Annotated in this window: 26 protein-coding genes and 1 pseudogene; 26 read left to right on the top strand and 1 reads right to left on the bottom strand. The window is 64.1% G+C overall.

Translation table 11 applies throughout. From position 1 onward, the window contains the following. Positions 1-8: 8 nt before the first annotated feature. From ACW17V_RS12585 to ACW17V_RS12575, 3 genes are all read left to right on the top strand, one after another. Positions 9-1,151: a GNAT family N-acetyltransferase gene (locus tag ACW17V_RS12585; RefSeq protein ID WP_492105443.1), complete on the top strand. Its 1,143-nt coding sequence runs from the start codon at positions 9-11 to the stop codon at positions 1,149-1,151. A gap of 10 nt (positions 1,152-1,161) precedes the next feature. Then, a complete protein-coding gene (locus ACW17V_RS12580) occupies positions 1,162-2,076 on the top strand; it encodes a transcriptional regulator (protein ID WP_492105442.1) in 915 nt (304 codons plus the stop codon). A gap of 104 nt (positions 2,077-2,180) precedes the next feature. Then, entirely contained in the window at positions 2,181-3,020 is an 840-nt protein-coding gene (locus ACW17V_RS12575; RefSeq protein ID WP_492105441.1) for a GIN domain-containing protein, read from the top strand. Between the two features lie 93 nt (positions 3,021-3,113). On the opposite strand, the gene ACW17V_RS12570 is transcribed toward ACW17V_RS12575, so the two are convergent. Continuing rightward, entirely contained in the window at positions 3,114-3,872 is a 759-nt protein-coding gene (locus ACW17V_RS12570) for a hypothetical protein (RefSeq protein WP_492105440.1), read from the bottom strand. Positions 3,873-4,255: 383 nt separating this feature from the next. Here ACW17V_RS12570 and ACW17V_RS12565 point away from each other — a divergent pair. From ACW17V_RS12565 to secY, 23 genes and pseudogenes are all read left to right on the top strand, one after another. Further along, a pseudogene (locus ACW17V_RS12565) lies at positions 4,256-4,457 on the top strand (hypothetical protein). A gap of 13 nt (positions 4,458-4,470) precedes the next feature. After that, entirely contained in the window at positions 4,471-4,779 is a 309-nt protein-coding gene (gene rpsJ, locus ACW17V_RS12560; RefSeq protein ID WP_004616952.1) for a 30S ribosomal protein S10, read from the top strand. A gap of 15 nt (positions 4,780-4,794) precedes the next feature. Next, positions 4,795-5,565, top strand: coding sequence for a 50S ribosomal protein L3 (rplC, locus tag ACW17V_RS12555; protein ID WP_492105439.1), 771 nt, complete (start codon positions 4,795-4,797; stop codon positions 5,563-5,565). Next, on the top strand, positions 5,565-6,203 hold the full coding sequence (gene rplD, locus ACW17V_RS12550; protein ID WP_492105438.1) for a 50S ribosomal protein L4: 639 nt from the start codon (positions 5,565-5,567) through the stop codon (positions 6,201-6,203). Before rplC ends, rplD begins: the two co-directional genes overlap by 1 nt. After that, positions 6,203-6,499 (top strand): 50S ribosomal protein L23, encoded by a 297-nt coding sequence (locus ACW17V_RS12545; protein ID WP_419251732.1) that lies wholly within the window; start codon positions 6,203-6,205, stop codon positions 6,497-6,499. Before rplD ends, ACW17V_RS12545 begins: the two co-directional genes overlap by 1 nt. Positions 6,500-6,503: 4 nt before the next feature. Continuing rightward, entirely contained in the window at positions 6,504-7,343 is an 840-nt protein-coding gene (rplB, locus tag ACW17V_RS12540; RefSeq protein ID WP_492057046.1) for a 50S ribosomal protein L2, read from the top strand. 3 nt (positions 7,344-7,346) lie between these two features. Further along, positions 7,347-7,625, top strand: coding sequence for a 30S ribosomal protein S19 (rpsS, locus tag ACW17V_RS12535; protein ID WP_419251730.1), 279 nt, complete (start codon positions 7,347-7,349; stop codon positions 7,623-7,625). Between the two features lie 3 nt (positions 7,626-7,628). After that, positions 7,629-8,009, top strand: coding sequence for a 50S ribosomal protein L22 (gene rplV / locus ACW17V_RS12530; protein ID WP_035049356.1), 381 nt, complete (start codon positions 7,629-7,631; stop codon positions 8,007-8,009). After that, positions 8,009-8,758, top strand: a complete 750-nt coding sequence (gene rpsC, locus ACW17V_RS12525; protein WP_419251729.1) for a 30S ribosomal protein S3 — start codon at positions 8,009-8,011, stop codon at positions 8,756-8,758. Before rplV ends, rpsC begins: the two co-directional genes overlap by 1 nt. Before the next feature lie 12 nt (positions 8,759-8,770). Then, the gene (gene rplP, locus ACW17V_RS12520) at positions 8,771-9,211 is read left to right on the top strand and encodes a 50S ribosomal protein L16 (protein ID WP_035049360.1); all 441 of its coding nucleotides are present in this window, start codon (positions 8,771-8,773) and stop codon (positions 9,209-9,211) included. Beyond that, a complete protein-coding gene (gene rpmC / locus ACW17V_RS12515) occupies positions 9,208-9,402 on the top strand; it encodes a 50S ribosomal protein L29 (RefSeq protein WP_035049361.1) in 195 nt (64 codons plus the stop codon). Before rplP ends, rpmC begins: the two co-directional genes overlap by 4 nt. A gap of 10 nt (positions 9,403-9,412) precedes the next feature. After that, positions 9,413-9,652 (top strand): 30S ribosomal protein S17, encoded by a 240-nt coding sequence (rpsQ, locus tag ACW17V_RS12510; protein WP_062145542.1) that lies wholly within the window; start codon positions 9,413-9,415, stop codon positions 9,650-9,652. Between the two features lie 18 nt (positions 9,653-9,670). Continuing rightward, on the top strand, positions 9,671-10,039 hold the full coding sequence (gene rplN / locus ACW17V_RS12505) for a 50S ribosomal protein L14 (protein ID WP_035049365.1): 369 nt from the start codon (positions 9,671-9,673) through the stop codon (positions 10,037-10,039). Beyond that, positions 10,039-10,353: a 50S ribosomal protein L24 gene (gene rplX, locus ACW17V_RS12500; RefSeq protein WP_492105437.1), complete on the top strand. Its 315-nt coding sequence runs from the start codon at positions 10,039-10,041 to the stop codon at positions 10,351-10,353. Before rplN ends, rplX begins: the two co-directional genes overlap by 1 nt. After that, positions 10,346-10,903, top strand: a complete 558-nt coding sequence (rplE, locus tag ACW17V_RS12495) for a 50S ribosomal protein L5 (protein WP_035049369.1) — start codon at positions 10,346-10,348, stop codon at positions 10,901-10,903. Before rplX ends, rplE begins: the two co-directional genes overlap by 8 nt. A gap of 21 nt (positions 10,904-10,924) precedes the next feature. Next, positions 10,925-11,230, top strand: coding sequence for a 30S ribosomal protein S14 (gene rpsN, locus ACW17V_RS12490; protein ID WP_419321089.1), 306 nt, complete (start codon positions 10,925-10,927; stop codon positions 11,228-11,230). Positions 11,231-11,240: 10 nt separating this feature from the next. Then, positions 11,241-11,639, top strand: a complete 399-nt coding sequence (rpsH, locus tag ACW17V_RS12485; RefSeq protein ID WP_062145548.1) for a 30S ribosomal protein S8 — start codon at positions 11,241-11,243, stop codon at positions 11,637-11,639. Positions 11,640-11,657: 18 nt separating this feature from the next. Next, positions 11,658-12,191, top strand: coding sequence for a 50S ribosomal protein L6 (rplF, locus tag ACW17V_RS12480; protein WP_492105436.1), 534 nt, complete (start codon positions 11,658-11,660; stop codon positions 12,189-12,191). A gap of 3 nt (positions 12,192-12,194) precedes the next feature. Next, the gene (gene rplR, locus ACW17V_RS12475) at positions 12,195-12,551 is read left to right on the top strand and encodes a 50S ribosomal protein L18 (RefSeq protein ID WP_035049377.1); all 357 of its coding nucleotides are present in this window, start codon (positions 12,195-12,197) and stop codon (positions 12,549-12,551) included. 10 nt (positions 12,552-12,561) lie between these two features. Then, the gene (rpsE, locus tag ACW17V_RS12470) at positions 12,562-13,167 is read left to right on the top strand and encodes a 30S ribosomal protein S5 (RefSeq protein ID WP_492105435.1); all 606 of its coding nucleotides are present in this window, start codon (positions 12,562-12,564) and stop codon (positions 13,165-13,167) included. Between the two features lie 3 nt (positions 13,168-13,170). Further along, on the top strand, positions 13,171-13,356 hold the full coding sequence (gene rpmD, locus ACW17V_RS12465) for a 50S ribosomal protein L30 (RefSeq protein WP_419321093.1): 186 nt from the start codon (positions 13,171-13,173) through the stop codon (positions 13,354-13,356). A 171-nt stretch (positions 13,357-13,527) separates the two neighbouring features. Further along, a complete protein-coding gene (gene rplO, locus ACW17V_RS12460; RefSeq protein ID WP_419321095.1) occupies positions 13,528-14,022 on the top strand; it encodes a 50S ribosomal protein L15 in 495 nt (164 codons plus the stop codon). 142 nt (positions 14,023-14,164) lie between these two features. Next, complete coding sequence (secY, locus tag ACW17V_RS12455) at positions 14,165-15,520, top strand: preprotein translocase subunit SecY (RefSeq protein WP_492105434.1); 1,356 nt, start codon at positions 14,165-14,167, stop codon at positions 15,518-15,520. Positions 15,521-15,609 lie beyond the last annotated feature (89 nt).

Genomic DNA, 15,609 nt, shown 5'->3' with positions numbered 1-15,609 from the left:
GGGCGGCTTTGCACGACGGGGTTTCCGTAAAGGCGGTCAAGGTCCGCGACCTGGGCGCTGTCGAGCGCGCGCGGTGGAACGCCCTGCGTCAAGCCAATCGGCTGCTCGACAGTCCCTATTTCGATCTTCGCTTCATCGACGTCGCTGGCGAGATCGCGCCCAGCGCGGCGATCGCCGTCATTCGACAGGGCGACGAGATTCAGGGTTTTCTGCCGTTTCAGCGGCGCGGCGCTTTGATCCAGCCCCTGGCGGCGCCGATGAGCGACATTCATGGTCTTGTCGTGTCCGCCGACACCAGCCTGGACCTGACCGCTATCCTCAGAAAGCTCGGCGCCGATCGCGCGCGCTTTGGCGGCCTGATCGGTCCGGGAACGAACGAGGGGCGCGGCCTGTCGGTGCGTCACGCCATGGCCGCCGACGTCTCGGCCGGCTTTCCTGCCTATGAAGCCAGCCGCAGCGCGGGATTTCTCAAGGACAAGCGCCGTCGGCTGCGGGCGCTCGAGCGCGAACACGGGCCCGTGCGCTTCAGCTTCGAAGCGCCCACCGCCGCGATGCTGGATCGGATCATCGCCGGCAAGCGCCAGCAGCTTCGTCGGACCCACCAGTACGACATCTTCGCCTGCGGCTGGACCGGCGCCCTGCTGCATCGCCTGGCCGAAGTGACCGAAGCCGACTTTGGCCTGAAGCTGGCCGTCCTTCGGGCCGGCGACGCCATTGTCGCGGCCGAGCTGGGCCTGACCAGCGGCGATCGCCATCACCTGTGGTTTCCGATCTATGACACCGCCTATGCCCGCTATTCGCCTGGCAGCCTGATGACGCTGGAGACCCTGCGCGCCGTTGCCGAGCAGGGGATCACCCGCGTCGACTTCGGGCCCGGCGGCGAGGCTTACAAGCGCGACTTCGCCGAGCCGGCCGAACCGGTATTCGAAGGCATGATCCATACCCGTTCCCCGGTTGTTGGACGGACCGGCCTCGCGGGCTTGACCCGTCTGTCGCGCCGCTTTGACGGCATCACCGCCTGCGAGCCAGGCCTGGTGGGGCAGGTGCGGGGCGCTTCGTCCTTCGTCACGGCCATGACCCGTCGCCATCCGCGCATCGGAGCGGGCCTGGGCCTGGGCGTCGGAATTGGCCTCCTCACGCTTCTCGACTAGGGAATCTCCGATGTCCGATCTGATCACCGCCTGGTCGCCAGAACAGAAGAACGCCTTTGGCAGGACGCCGGTCACCTTTCAGCACCGGCTCGTGGAGTCTCGCCTGTTCGAGGACGAGGCCCTGGCGCGCGTGCTCGACGCCTATCCGGCCGAGCTCTACGACATCAACCTGTTCGACTTCGACGCCGACGGCCAGCACACCATGCGCACCGGAGCGCGCGGGCGGCGATCTGGCCAGGAGGTGCTGGAAGGCGTCAAGGAAGGTCGCATCTGGGTGCAACTGCGCCGGGCCGAGGCCTGGTATCCGCAGCTGGGCGATCTGATCAAGGAGGCCTTTGCGGGCATCTCGGGTCAGGCGCAGGGCTTCAGGCCGATCCAGCTGAATGGCCAGCTGATCCTGTCGGCCCCCGGCGCCAAGGTGCCGTTCCACGCCGATGCGCCGGGCGTGGTGCTTTTCCACCTGCGCGGCCGCAAGCGGATCTGGATCTATCCGGCCGACGAAGCCCACATGCCGCAGCAGGGCATGGAGAACATCCTGCTCAAGCAGCAGACCGAGGACCTGCCGTATCGCCGCGAGATGGACGCGGCCGCCCAGGTGTTCGACCTTGAGCCCGGCATGGCCGCCGCCTGGCCGCTGCACGCGCCGCACAGAATCGAAAATCTGGGAACGTTCAACGTCTCGCTGTCAGTGGACTACCAGACCTGGGCGTCGCGCCTGACCAACGGGGCGCACTACGCCAACGGCGTTTTCCGGCGCTGGGGGCTGCCCGTGGCGGCGATGGACAAGACCCCGGCCTTCGCGCGGGCCGGCCTGTGGGCCGCGTCTCTGGGCCTGAAACGCGCGCGTCTCGTCGAGGACCGGATCAAGGGTCTGGAACGCAGTTTCGAGCTGGGAATGGACACGCCGGCTGAAGCACGGCCGTAAGGCCGATTTGTGACATCGCGGTCATGACCGCGAATTAAGTCGTCTCCTCCGCCGGGCGCCGCTAGCTTTCCTCATCAACGCCATCTGACAGGGGAAACAATTCGATGCGCGCACTTCTCGTTCTGGCCGCCGGCGCGGCCGCCCTGGGTTTCGCTGGCGCCGCCTCGGCCGCGCCTTCGGTCCGGATCAAGGACGCGGTCGCCCGCGTCGTGGTGATCCCCGAAGCCCGCGACGACATCAAGGTGGAGTTCCTGACCACCAACAAGAGCCTGCCTCTGAGCATTCGTCAGGACGGCCCGACCACGATCGTCGATGGCGATCTGCGCATGAACAAGATCGGCAGCTGCAACACCAAGATGGGCGTGGCCACCATCAAGGTGCGCGGCGTCGGGGAAGTGAACTGGGACGACATTCCGCAGATCGTCATTCGCACGCCGATGAAGGTGGACGTGTCAGGGGCCGGCGCCGTGTTCGGCAGCATCGGCCGCAGCGACAGCCTTGAACTGGCCAATGCCGGTTGCGGCGACTGGACCGTGGCCAACGTGAAGGGCGATCTGGAAGTCAGTCAGGCGGGTTCGGGCGACACCAATGTCGGCTCGGCGGGTTCGGCCGAGATCAGCATCGCCGGGTCGGGCAGCGTCAAGACCCAGGAGATCGCGGGCGACTTCACCGTATCGATCGCCGGCTCGGGCGACGCCGGCGCGGCCAGCGTCGGCGGCAAGGTCGAGGTCAACATCGCCGGTTCGGGCGACGTGGCGATCGCCGGCGGTCGCGCCAGGTCGATCGAGGTCAGCATCATGGGCTCCGGCGACGTGACCCATGACGGCGAAGTCGGCGACGTCGAGGTCTCCGTGGCCGGCTCGGGCGATGTGCGCGTCGCCAAGGCGACCGGCCATGTCAGCAAGTCGGTGGCCGGTTCGGGCGACGTCTATATCGGCCACTGAGCCGCGTTCGACGATCGCACATATATATATAGAGTGAAGGCCCCGGGACGGATGTCCCGGGGCCTTCCGCTTTTCAGGCGCTGGCGGTCCGGTTTAGCGGACGCCGAAGCCGAACAGCGTACCGGCGTCGATCAGGTCGGCGCCGGCCGCGTCGCGGGCCTTCAGGCTGCCGCCGAAGGTGTAGCGCACGCCGATCTTGACCGCGTCCGACTTCAGGTCGGCCAGGTCTTCGCTTTCGGTGTGGGTGTACTTGCCGAAGGTCGACCAGCCGCTGTTGGCGAACTTGTATTCGCCGCCGACGGAGGCGTCCCACGCATCGGCTTCGATGGCGGTGTCGATCTTCGAATAGCCGAGGCCGCCGTCGATGCGGAAGTCGTCGGTCACGAAGTAGCGGGCTTCACCGCGCACGGCGTACAGGTCGGCGTCCAGGTCGTTGGACTGGCCATAGGCCGCCAGGCCCGACAGGGTGACATTGCCCAGATACTTGTGGGCTTCGGCGCCGACGGCCCACAGGGTGTCGTTGCTGGGACGCGACAGGGCGGTGAAGCCGCCGACGCGCCAGTTGTCGCCGACCTTGGTGGTCAGGTGAGCGGCGCCCGAGGCGACCGTCTCGTCGCTGATGTCATTGTCCGAGATCGAAACGTCGCCATTGACGGTCACGGTCCAGGCCGCGCCGACCGGAACGGCGACGGAGCCGTCGATCTGCACCGACGTGCCGTCAGCGCCGAACGTGCGGGTGTCGAGGTCGGTGTAGTTGACGGCCGCGCCGACCGAACCGACTTGCTGGGCGAAGGCGGGAGCCGAGAAGGCGAGGACCGCGACGGCGGCGGCGGCGAAAAGTTGGGTCTTCATAGTGGGTAATCCCCTTACTGGAACAACCCCGGCGCTGGCGGTCATTGGGGGGAGGGGCCACCAGTCCGCCGGGGAGGGGCGGCATCTATGGCGCGTCGCTTTGCGCCACAAGGGGCAATAGTCGCGCTTGGGGGTCAGTTGATGCTCAATTGTGACACTTGAAAGATCATGATGGGCGACTATCCGCATGCGCACGCACGTTCCTGCCCATGTGACGGCGTTATTCGACAATCCCATGACAGATGAGGGGTTGCGGAGGAGGGGCTGGGCGCCTATCCAGAAGCGGCTCGCCGAGTCGCCTCACTTTGTGGCGCGACAAGGCAAGCGGAGCGCTTGACGAAACCGGATTCGGAACGTACAAGCGCGCCTCTGTTGGACCGGCTGTGAGCTTTAGGGCTCAAACGCGGTTCGCGAGACGCCCGGACATAGCGCCGCCAACCTTCTTTCGGGAAGGGGCGCAATATCTGGACATAACCCCCACGGGCGACCGTGAGGGCCATTTGTTTTGCGGACGCTGCGTTCGAACTCTTCCGGGGGTTCGAGTTGGTCTTTGAAATGGTTCGAGACGCGGGCGCAGCCCACTAGGAAACCGAGCGATATGGATCGTCAGAACATCCGCATCCGGCTCAAGGCCTTCGATCACCGCGTGCTGGATCATTCCACGCGCGAGATCGTCAATACGGCCAAGCGCACTGGTGCGACGGTACGGGGCCCGATCCCCCTGCCCACGCTTATCGAGAAATTCACCGTCAACCGTTCGCCGCACGTCGACAAGAAGTCGCGCGAACAGTTCGAGATCCGTACGCACAAGCGCGTTCTCGACATCGTTGACCCGACTCCGCAGACCGTGGACGCGCTGATGAAGCTCGACCTGTCGGCCGGCGTTGATGTCGAAATCAAGCTGTAAGGAGGGCCGAATCTTATGACTCTCCCCGCTCAACGCACTGGCGTTATCGCCAAGAAGCTCGGCATGACCCGCTTCTTTGACGAAGCTGGACAGCACATCCCGGTCACCGTCCTTTCGCTCGACGGCTGCCAGGTCACCGCGCAACGCACCCAGGAAAAGGACGGTTACACCGCCCTTCAACTCGGCGCCGGCGCAAAGAAGCCGAAGAACACTCCCAACGGCATGCGTGGCCACTTCGCCAAGGCCTCGGTCGAACCCAAGCGGGTCGTCGCCGAGTTCCGGGTCGAAGAAGCCGCTCTGATCGAAGTGGGCGCGGAAATCACCGCCGACCACTTCCTCGCCGGCCAGAAGGTCGACATCCAGGGTGTCACCGTCGGTAAGGGTTTTGCCGGCGCCATGAAGCGCTGGAACTTCGGTGGTCTGCGCGCAACTCACGGCGTCTCGGTCTCGCACCGTTCGCACGGCTCGACTGGCCAACGCCAGGATCCGGGTCGTACGTTCAAGGGCAAGAAGATGGCCGGTCACCTGGGTCAGGAAACCGTCACCACGCTGAACGTCACCGTCTGGAAAGTCGATGTCGAGCGCGGCCTGATCCTGATCAAGGGCGCTGTCCCCGGTCACGAAGGCAGCTACGTGAAGGTTCGCGACGCGATCAAGAAGGCCGCTCCGGCCGACCTGCCGCGTCCGGGCGCCTTCCGCAAGGCTGGCCAGACTCCGGCGACCGCCGCTGCTGAAACCCCCGCTGAGGAAGCCCCCGCGGCATCGACCGAAGAGGGCGAAGGCTAATGAAACTCGACGTCATCAAACTGGACGGCGGCAAGGCCGGCTCCGTTGATCTCGACGACGCCATCTTTGGCATCGCCGACATCCGCGGCGACATCCTGCAGCGCGTCGTCACCTGGCAGCTGGCCAAGCGCCGCTCCGGCAACCACAAGATTCAGGTCCGTAACGAGGTCTCTCGCACGGGCAAGAAGATGTACAAGCAAAAGGGCACCGGCGGCGCTCGTCACGGTTCGCGCCGTGCGGCCCAGTTCGTCGGCGGCGCCAAGGCCCACGGCCCTGTCGTCCGCAGCCACGCGTTCGATCTTCCCAAGAAGATCCGTGCGATGGCTCTGCGTCACGCTCTGTCGTCGAAGGCCAAGTCCGGTTCGCTGGTCGTGCTGGACAGCGCCGTTCTGACCGATCCGAAGACGGCCGCCCTGCGCGCCAACTTCGAAAAGATGGGTCTGAAGAACGCGCTGGTCATCGCGGGTCCGGAAGTGGACGGCAACTTCAAGCTCGCCGCCCGCAACATTCCGAACATCGACGTGCTGCCGAACGCCGGCCTGAACGTCTATGACGTGCTGCGTCGCCACACCCTGGTCCTGACCAAGGACGCGGTGGATGCGATCTCGGCGCGTTTCGCTGAGAAGGAAGCCGCGTAATGGCCGCAACCGCCCGCCACTACGACACGATCCTGTCGCCGGTGATCACCGAAAAGGCCACCCTGCTTTCCGAGCAGAACAAGGTTGTCTTCCGGGTGTCCGCCGATGCGTCCAAGGACGAAATCGCCGCCGCAGTCGAAGAGCTGTTCAAGGTCAAGGTCACCAAGGTCAACACCATGGTCACCAAGGGCAAGACCAAGCGCTTCCGCGGCATCATCGGACGTCGTTCCGATGTCAAAAAAGCCATCGTGACCCTGGCCGAAGGCCAGTCGATCGACATCACGACGGGGCTCTAATCAGATGGCCTTGAAGCACTTTAACCCGACCAGCCCAGGCCAGCGCGGCCTGGTCCTGATCGACCGCAGCGAGCTCTACAAGGGTCGTCCCGAGAAGAAGCTCGTTGAAGGCCTGACCAAGTCGGGCGGTCGCGGCGGCAATGGCCGTATCGCTGTCCGCTTCCGCGGCGGCGGCGCCAAGCGCCTCTATCGCCTGGTCGACTTCAAGCGTCGCAAGCAAGGCGTGGCTTCGGTTGTTCGTATTGAATACGACCCCAACCGCACCGCGTTCATCGCCCTGATCAAGTATCAGACCGATGGCGAGCTCGCCTACATCCTGGCCCCGCAGCGCCTCAAGGTTGGTGACGAAGTCGTCACCGCCGACAAGGTCGACGTGAAGCCGGGCAACACCTCGCCGCTGCGGACCATGCCGATCGGCACGATCATCCACAACGTCGAGCTGAAGCCCGCCAAGGGTGGTCAGATCGCTCGTTCGGCTGGCGCCTACGCCCAGCTGGTCGGTCGTGACGCCGGCTACGCCCAGATCCGCCTGAATTCGGGCGAGCTGCGCATGGTCCTCGACACCTGCCTGGCCACGGTTGGCGCAGTCTCCAATCCCGACCACATGAACGAAAACCTCGGCAAGGCCGGTCGTGTTCGTCACATGGGTCGTCGCCCCCACGTTCGCGGCGTCGCCATGAACCCGGTCGACCACCCCCACGGTGGTGGTGAAGGCCGGACTTCGGGCGGTCGTCACCCGGTGACCCCGGCTGGCAAGCCGACCAAGGGCGCCAAGACCCGCGTCAACAAGGCCACGGATAAGTTCATCATCCGTTCGCGCCACAAAGCGAAAAAGGGCCGCTAAGCCATGACCCGCTCCGTCTGGAAAGGCCCGTTTGTTGACGGGTACCTCCTGAAGAAGGCCGACGCATCCCTGTCGTCGGGCCGCAAGGACGTTATCAAGACCTGGTCGCGTCGCTCGACGATCATGCCGCAGTTTGTCGGCCTGACCTTCGGCGTCCACAACGGCCTGAAGCACGTCCCCGTTATCGTGTCGGAAGACATGGTCGGTATGAAGTTCGGTGAGTTCGCTCCCACCCGCAACTTCCCCGGCCACGCCGCCGACAAGAAGGCGAAGAGGAAGTAGGCCATGAGCCAAGCTAAACAACCTCGCCGCCTGCCGGCCAACGAAGCGATGTGTAAGGTTCGCACCTTGCGCACCAGCGCTCGTAAGCTGAACCTGGTTGCTCAGTCCATCCGTGGCCTGAACGTCCAGCGCGCTCTGAACGAGCTCGAATTCAGCCACAAGCGTATCGCCCAGGACGTCCGCAAGGCGCTGTACTCGGCCATCTCCAATGCCGAGAACAACCACAACCTCGACATCGACTCGCTGGTCGTGTCCGAGGCCTATGTGGGCAAGAACCTGGTGATGAAGCGCTTCTCGCCCCGCGCCCGCGGCCGTGCGACGCGCGTTGAAAAGCCGTTCTCCGAGATCACCATCGTGGTCCGCGAACTGGGTGAGGCCGCCTAATGGGTCAGAAAGTCAATCCGGTCGGGCTTCGGCTCGGCATCAACCGCACCTGGGACAGCCGTTGGTTCGCCGACGGCGCCCAGTACGGCAAGCTTCTGCATCAGGACATCGCTGTCCGTAAGATGCTCAAGAAGCGGCTCTATCTGGCCGGCGTCTCGCGCATCATCATCGAGCGTCCGCACAAGAAGTGCCGCGTCACGATCTATGCCGCCCGCCCGGGCGTCATCATCGGCAAGAAGGGCGCTGACATCGACAAGCTCCGCAAGGACCTGTCGATCATGACGGAAGGCGAGGTTCACCTGAACATCGTCGAAATCCGTAAGCCTGAAACCGACGCCCAGCTGGTGGCCGAGTCCATCGCCCAGCAGCTCGAGCGCCGGATTGCCTTCCGTCGCGCCATGAAGCGGTCGATCCAATCGGCCGTCCGTCTTGGCGCCAAGGGCATCCGCATCAACGTGTCGGGCCGCCTCGGCGGCGCGGAAATCGCTCGTATGGAATGGTATCGCGAAGGTCGCGTGCCGCTTCACACCCTGCGCGCCGACATCGACTACGGTTTCGCGGAAGCCAAGACCACCTACGGCATCATCGGCGTGAAGACCTGGATCTTCAAAGGCGAAGTGCTGGAGCATGACCCGATGGCGCTCGACAAGCGTCTCGCCACCGAGTCCGGCCCTGCCGGCGAAGGTGGTGGGCGCGAGCGCGGCGATCGTCCCGACCGGGGTGATCGCGGCCGTCGCGATCGGGGCTAAGGATAGAGCGCTATGCTGTCACCGAAAAAAACCAAGTACCGCAAGCAGTTCAAGGGGCGCATTCATGGCGTCTCCAAGGGCGGCACCCTGCTGAACTTCGGCTCCTACGGCCTCAAGGCCGTTGAGCCGGAACGCATCACCGCTCGCCAGATCGAAGCGGCTCGTCGGGCGATCACTCGCCAGATGAAGCGCCAAGGTCGCGTGTGGATCCGCATCTTCCCCGATGTGCCGGTCACCGGCAAGCCGGCCGAAGTCCGGATGGGTAAGGGCAAGGGCGCCGTGGATCACTGGGCCGCGCGCGTCGCGCCGGGCCGGATCATGTTCGAAATCGACGGCGTGCCGGACGATATCGCTCGCGAAGCTCTGCGCCTCGGCGCGGCCAAGCTGCCGATCCGTACCCGTGTCGTCACCCGCATCGACGCTGGTGCGGCTCTGGAGGCCGAAGCGGCATGACCAAGATTGCTGACATCCGGGGTATGACGCCCGACCAACTCGCCGAGCAGCTGCTCAGCCTGAAGAAGGAGCAGTTCAACCTGCGCTTCCAGGCCGCGACCGGTCAGGTGGAAAAGACCCACCGCGTTGGCGAGATCCGCAAGGACATCGCCCGCATCAAGACCGTGCTGCGCGCCAAGGCCGCGGCTTAAGGAGAACGATATGCCCAAGCGTATCCTCGAAGGGGTTGTCGTCTCCGATAAGGGCGACAAGACCGTAGTGGTTAAGGTTGAACGGACCATCGTTCACCCGCTGCTCAAGAAGATCGTGCGCCGCTCCAAGCGGTACCACGCTCATGACGAGTCCAACGCGTACAAGACCGGCGAATCCATCAAGATCGTCGAGTGCGCTCCGAAGTCCAAGCTGAAGACCTGGGAAGTGCTTCCCAAGGTCTCGGCTTAAGTCTGGAAGGTTTAAACCATGATCCAGATGCAAACTAACCTGGAAGTCGCCGACAACTCCGGCGCTCGCCGGGTCATGTGCATCAAGGTGCTGGGTGGCGCAGGTCGTCGCTACGCCAGCGTCGGTGACGTGATCGTCGTGTCCGTGAAGGAAGCCATTCCTCGCGGCCGCGTGAAGAAGGGTGACGTGCTCCGCGCCGTCGTCGTTCGTGTCAACCAAGGCATGAAGCGCAAGGACGGTTCGCTGATCCGCTTCGACAAGAATGCCGCGGTCATCGTCAACAAAGCGAGCGAGCCGGTCGGCACGCGGATCTTCGGCCCGGTTCCTCGTGAACTGCGCGCCAAGAACCACATGAAGATCATCTCCCTCGCCCCCGAGGTGCTGTAATGGCTGCCAAGATCAAGAAGGGCGACCGCGTTGTCGTCCTGGCGGGCAAGGACAAGGGCAAGCAAGGCTCGGTGTCTGAAGTTCGCCCCAAGGAAAACCGCGTTGTCGTGGAAGGCGTGAACCTGGTTCAACGTCACACCAAGGCGACCCAGGCCGATCCGCAAGGCGGCATCAAGAGCAAGGAAGCCGCGCTGCACGTCTCGAACGTCGCCATCGTGGATTCCAACGGCAAGCCCACCCGCGTCGGCTTCAAGATCGAAGGCGACAAGAAGGTGCGCGTGGCCAAGACCACGGGCGAGGTGATCAATGGTTGATCAAGCTTACGAGCCGCGGCTGAAGTCCGAGTACCGCGCGCGCATCCGCGCCGCGCTCAAGGAACAGTTCGGCTACACGAACGAAATGCAGATCCCCAAGCTGGACAAGATCGTCCTGAACATGGGTATCGGCGAAGCTGTCGCGGACTCCAAGAAGGCCCAAACGGCCATCAAGGACCTCACCCTGATCGCTGGTCAAAAGCCGGTCGCCACCAAGGCCCGCAAGTCGATCGCCGGCTTCAAGCTGCGCGAAGGCATGATCGTGGGCGCCAAGGTGACCCTCCGCAAGGACCGGATGTACGAGTTCCTCGACCGCCTGGTCACGATCGCGCTGCCGCGCGTGAAGGACTTCCGCGGCCTGAACGGCAAGAGCTTCGACGGCCGTGGCAACTACGCCATGGGCCTGAAGGAGCACCTGGTGTTCCCGGAAATCAACTATGACCAGATCGAACAGATCTGGGGCATGGACATCATCGTCTGCACCACTGCGAAGTCCGATCAGGAAGCCAAGGCGCTCCTGAAGGAATTCCAGTTCCCGTTCACGAATTAAGAGCGGGCAGGGAAACACACCATGGCCAAGAAAAGCGCCGTCAATCGTAACGAGATGGTCAAGACCCTCGTCAAGCAATTCGCCGACAAGCGCGCCGCGCTCAAGGCGATCGCCAATGACGATAGCCTGCCGCTCGAGGATCGCTTCGAAGCTCGTCTGAAGCTCGCGAAGCTGCCGCGTAACTCCTCCGCCGTTCGCATCCGTAACCGGTGCGAAGTCACGGGCCGTCCGCGCGCCTATTATCGCAAGCTGAAGATGAGCCGTATCGCGCTCCGCGAGCTCGGCTCGTCGGGCCAGATCCCCGGCCTCGTCAAGTCGAGCTGGTGAGGACGATCATATGTCGATGAACGATCCCCTGAGCGACCTGATCGCTCGTATCAAGAACGCCGCCACGCGCAAGCGCGCCAAGGTTGCGACGCCGGCTTCCAAGCTGCGCGCCCGCGTCCTGGACGTGCTGGCCGACGAAGGCTACATCCGCGGCTACTCGCTGGTCGAGAAGCCCGGTGCGTTCCCCGAATTCGAGATCGAGCTCAAGTATTTTGACGGTGAGCCCGTGATCGCCGAAATCGCACGCGTGTCCAAGCCGGGCCGCCGCGTCTATTCGTCGATCAAGGACCTGAAGCCGATCAAGAACGGCCTGGGCATCTCGATCCTTTCGACGCCGAAGGGCGTCATGTCGGACTCCGCCGCACGCGACGCTAATGTCGGTGGCGAAGTCCTCTGCCGCGTCTACTAGGCGCGGGAGGGAAAGAGCATGTCACGTATCGGTAAGAAAGCCGTCGCAATCCCCAAGGGCGTCACTTTGACGGTCGAGGGTCAGACTGTGTCGGTCAAGGGTCCCAAGGGCCAACTCTCCTGGACCGTTCCGGAAGAAATCGAGATCAAGGTCGAAAGCGAAGAGCTGACCCTGACCCCGCGGAACGAATCCACCCGGGCCAAGTCGATGTGGGGTCTGTCCCGCACGCTGGTCGCCAACATGGTGCACGGCGTCACCACCGGCTTCGAGGAAACCCTCGAACTGGTGGGCGTTGGTTACCGCGCCGCGATGAAGGGCGATGCCCTCTCCATCCAGCTCGGTTTCAGCCACGATGTGAATGTCGAGCCTCCGGCCGGCGTCACCTTCGCGGTTCCGAAGCAAACCGAAATCAAGATCGCCGGCGCTGATAAGCAGGCGGTTGGCGAGATTGCCGCGAAGATCCGCCGCATTCGTCCGCCCGAGCCCTACAAGGGCAAAGGCGTTCGTTATGCCGGCGAAAAGGTTCGCCGCAAGGAAGGCAAGAAGAAGTAAGCCATGGCGCTCACACCTCGCGAATCCGCCGTGCGTCGTGCCCAACGCACCCGCACCCGCCTCAAGGCTCTGTCCAACGGTCGTCCGCGTCTTACGGTCTTCCGTTCGTCCAAGAACATCTACGCCCAGATCATCGATGATGAACGCGGCGTGACCCTGGCTGCCGCCTCCACCCTCGAGGGTGAAGGCAAGACCAAGGGCGCGGACAAGGACGCGGCTGCACTGGTCGGCAAGCTCGTCGCCGAGCGCGCCATCGAAAAAGGCGTCAAGGACGTCGTGTTCGATCGCGGCGGCTACATCTTCCACGGTCGGGTGAAAGCCCTGGCTGACGCCGCGCGCGAAGCCGGCCTCAACTTCTAAGGGAAACATCATGGCTCGTGGTGACCAACAGCGCGGTGAAGGCGGTCCTCGCCGGGACCGTCGCGACCGCAACGCCCCCGAAGAGCGGGCTGACAGCGACATCGTCGAAAAGCTCGTTCACATCAACCGCGTCGCCGCCACCGTTAAGGGCGGCCGTCGCTTCAGCTTCGCTGCTCTGATGGTCGTCGGCGACCAAAAGGGCCGCGTCGGCTTCGGTCATGGCAAGGCGCGTGAAGTGCCGGAAGCCATCCGCAAGGCGACCGAAGAAGCCAAGAAGACCATGGTCCGCGTCCCGCTCCGCGAGTCGCGTACCCTGCACCACGACGGCTACGGCCGTTGGGGCGCTGGCAAGGTCATGATGCGCGCTGCCCCTCCCGGCACGGGCGTCATCGCCGGTGGTCCGATGCGCGCGGTTCTCGAAACCCTGGGCGTCCAGGACGTCGTGGCCAAGTCGACGGGTTCTTCGAACCCGTACAACATGGTTCGCGCCACGTTCGAGGCCCTGAAGGTTCAATCGTCGCCCCGCCAGATCGCCGCCAAGCGCGGCAAGAAGGTTGGCGACATTCTCGGCCGCCGCGCCGACGGAGCTTCGGCTCCGGACGCCATCGAGGGCTAAGACATGGCTGAAGCTAAAACCGTCAAGGTTCGCCAAACTGGCAGCCCGATCCGCCGCAACGCCACCCAGCGCGCAACGCTGGCTGGCCTGGGCCTCAACAAGCTGGGACGCGAGTCCGAGCTGGAAGACACCCCTTCGGTTCGCGGCATGATCCGCAAGGTCCAGCATCTGCTGGAAATCGTCGAGTAGGTCTGCTACACGACGCCGGAATCGCCACCCCGGTGAAAGCCGGGGTGGTTTTCGTTTGAAGTTCCGCCATCCGATCCCATCGGGAAAAGAGGGCAGGGCGACAGGCGATCCTCAATTTTTCAAGCCGAGTCTGGCCCCTGGCCAGGCGCAGATCTCCAAGGAGAGGCACATATGACCAAGCTTAATGAACTGGCCCCGACTCCCGGTTCGACCAAGGGCCGCATGCGCGTTGGCCGTGGTCCCGGTTCGGGCAAGGGCAAGACCGCCGGTCGCGGTGTGAAGGGCCAGAAGGCGCGCTCGGGCGTCGCCATCGCCGGCTTCGAAGGCGGTCAAATGCCGCTGCACATGCGTATGCCTAAGCGCGGCTTCAACAACCCCTTCCGCCTGGACTTCGCTGAAGTGAACCTGTGGCGCCTGGAACAGGCCGTCGAAGCTGGCAAGCTGAAGGCCGGCGCCGACGTCTCGGTGGCCGACCTGGTCGCCGCCGGCGTGATCCGTCGCGAACTGGACGGCGTGAAGCTGCTGGGCAAGGGCGAGATCAAGTCCGCCCTGAAGCTGACCGTCTATTCGGCGACCGAAGCGGCCATCAAGGCCGTTGAAGCCGCCGGTGGTTCGGTGACCGTGACCAAGAAGGTCAAGGTTCAAGCCGAAGACGCCAAGGCCTAAGTCCATATTGTCATCCCGAGGGCGCGCTGGCCGCGCCCGCGGGACTTTGTTTCGACCGGGATGACAGAATTAGGGGGCTCGCCGTGACATCACGGCGGGCCTCACCTATTTGTGGCTCAGTATTAGAGTCGTGGGGAATTGAATGGCCTCGGCCGCCGAACAACTCGCAGCCAATATGAATTTCGCGTCGTTCCAAAAGGCGACCGAACTTCACAAGCGCATCTGGTTCACGATCATCGCCTTGGTCGTCTTCCGCCTTGGCACCTATGTGCCGATCCCTGGCATCAATCCGGAAGCTTTCGCCAACGCCTTCGCGGGCCAGTCGAAGGGCATCCTGGGCATGTTCAACATGTTCTCGGGGGGCGCTGTCGAACGGATGGCGATCTTCTCGCTGAACGTGATGCCCTACATCAGCGCCTCGATCATCGTGCAGCTGATGGGCTCGGTGTATCCGCCGTGGGAAAAGCTGAAGAAGGAAGGCGGCGAAGCCGGCCGCAAGACTCTCAACCAGTACACGCGCTATCTGGCCGTGATCCTGGCCATCGTGCAGTCGTTCTCGATCGCCGTGGGCCTGCACAGCCAGGCTGGCCTGGTGTTCGAAGGCATCAGCGCCCCGTTCTTCATCGCCTCCACCGTCGTGGCGCTGACCGGCGGCACCCTGTTCCTGATGTGGCTGGGCGAGCAGATCACCAGCCGGGGCGTCGGCAACGGCGTTTCGCTGATCATCTTCGCCGGCATCGTGGCGGGCCTGCCGCGCGGCATCGGCCAGTTGCTGGTGCAGTCGCAGACCTCGGGCAACTATCTGCCGCTGTTCGTGATCGTGGCTCTGGCCGTCGGCGCCGTCCTGGCGATCGTCTTCATCGAGCGCTCGCAGCGTCGCCTGCTGGTCCACTATCCCAAGCGTCAGCAGGGTAACCGCATGATCGGCGGCGACACCTCGTTCATGCCGCTGAAGATCAACACCGCCGGCGTTATCCCGCCGATCTTCGCCTCCAGCCTGCTGCTGCTGCCGACGACCGCCATGGGCTTCCTGTCGACCGCCGCCCTGCCGGCATGGGCCGCCTGGCTGCCCGCGGCCGTCGGGGCCCTCCAGCACGGCCAGCCGGCCTTCATGCTGCTGTACGCGGCCCTGATCATCTTCTTCTCGTTCTTCTACACCTCGGTGGTGTTCAATCCCGAGGAGACGGCCGAGAACCTGCGCAAGTACGGCGGCTTCCTGCCGGGCATCCGTCCGGGCAAGCGCACGGCCGAGTATCTGGACTATGTCCTGACCCGTCTGACGGTGATCGGCGCGGCCTACATCACGGCCGTCTGTATCATGCCGGAACTGATGATGGCCGGCCTGGGCGCCACCCAGTTCGCCCTGGGCGGCACCTCGGTGCTGATCGTCGTGACCGTGACCATGGACACCGTGGCGCAGATCCAGTCCCAACTGCTGGCGCACCAGTACGAAGGTCTGATCAAGAAATCGAAACTCCGCGGCGGCAAGGGCCGCTAAGGATAAAGCGTTCTGGAAGCCGGTTTTGTCACAAAACCGGCTTCCGTTTTTTCCACCCGCGCTCTAGGTCTGCGGGGAGGATGACCGGG

It is taken from the genome of Caulobacter sp. FV2ye17ST (genome assembly GCF_058680955.1).
Note: the sequence above shows the minus strand (reverse complement) of the source record. Positions and strands in the feature narration are given on the sequence as shown.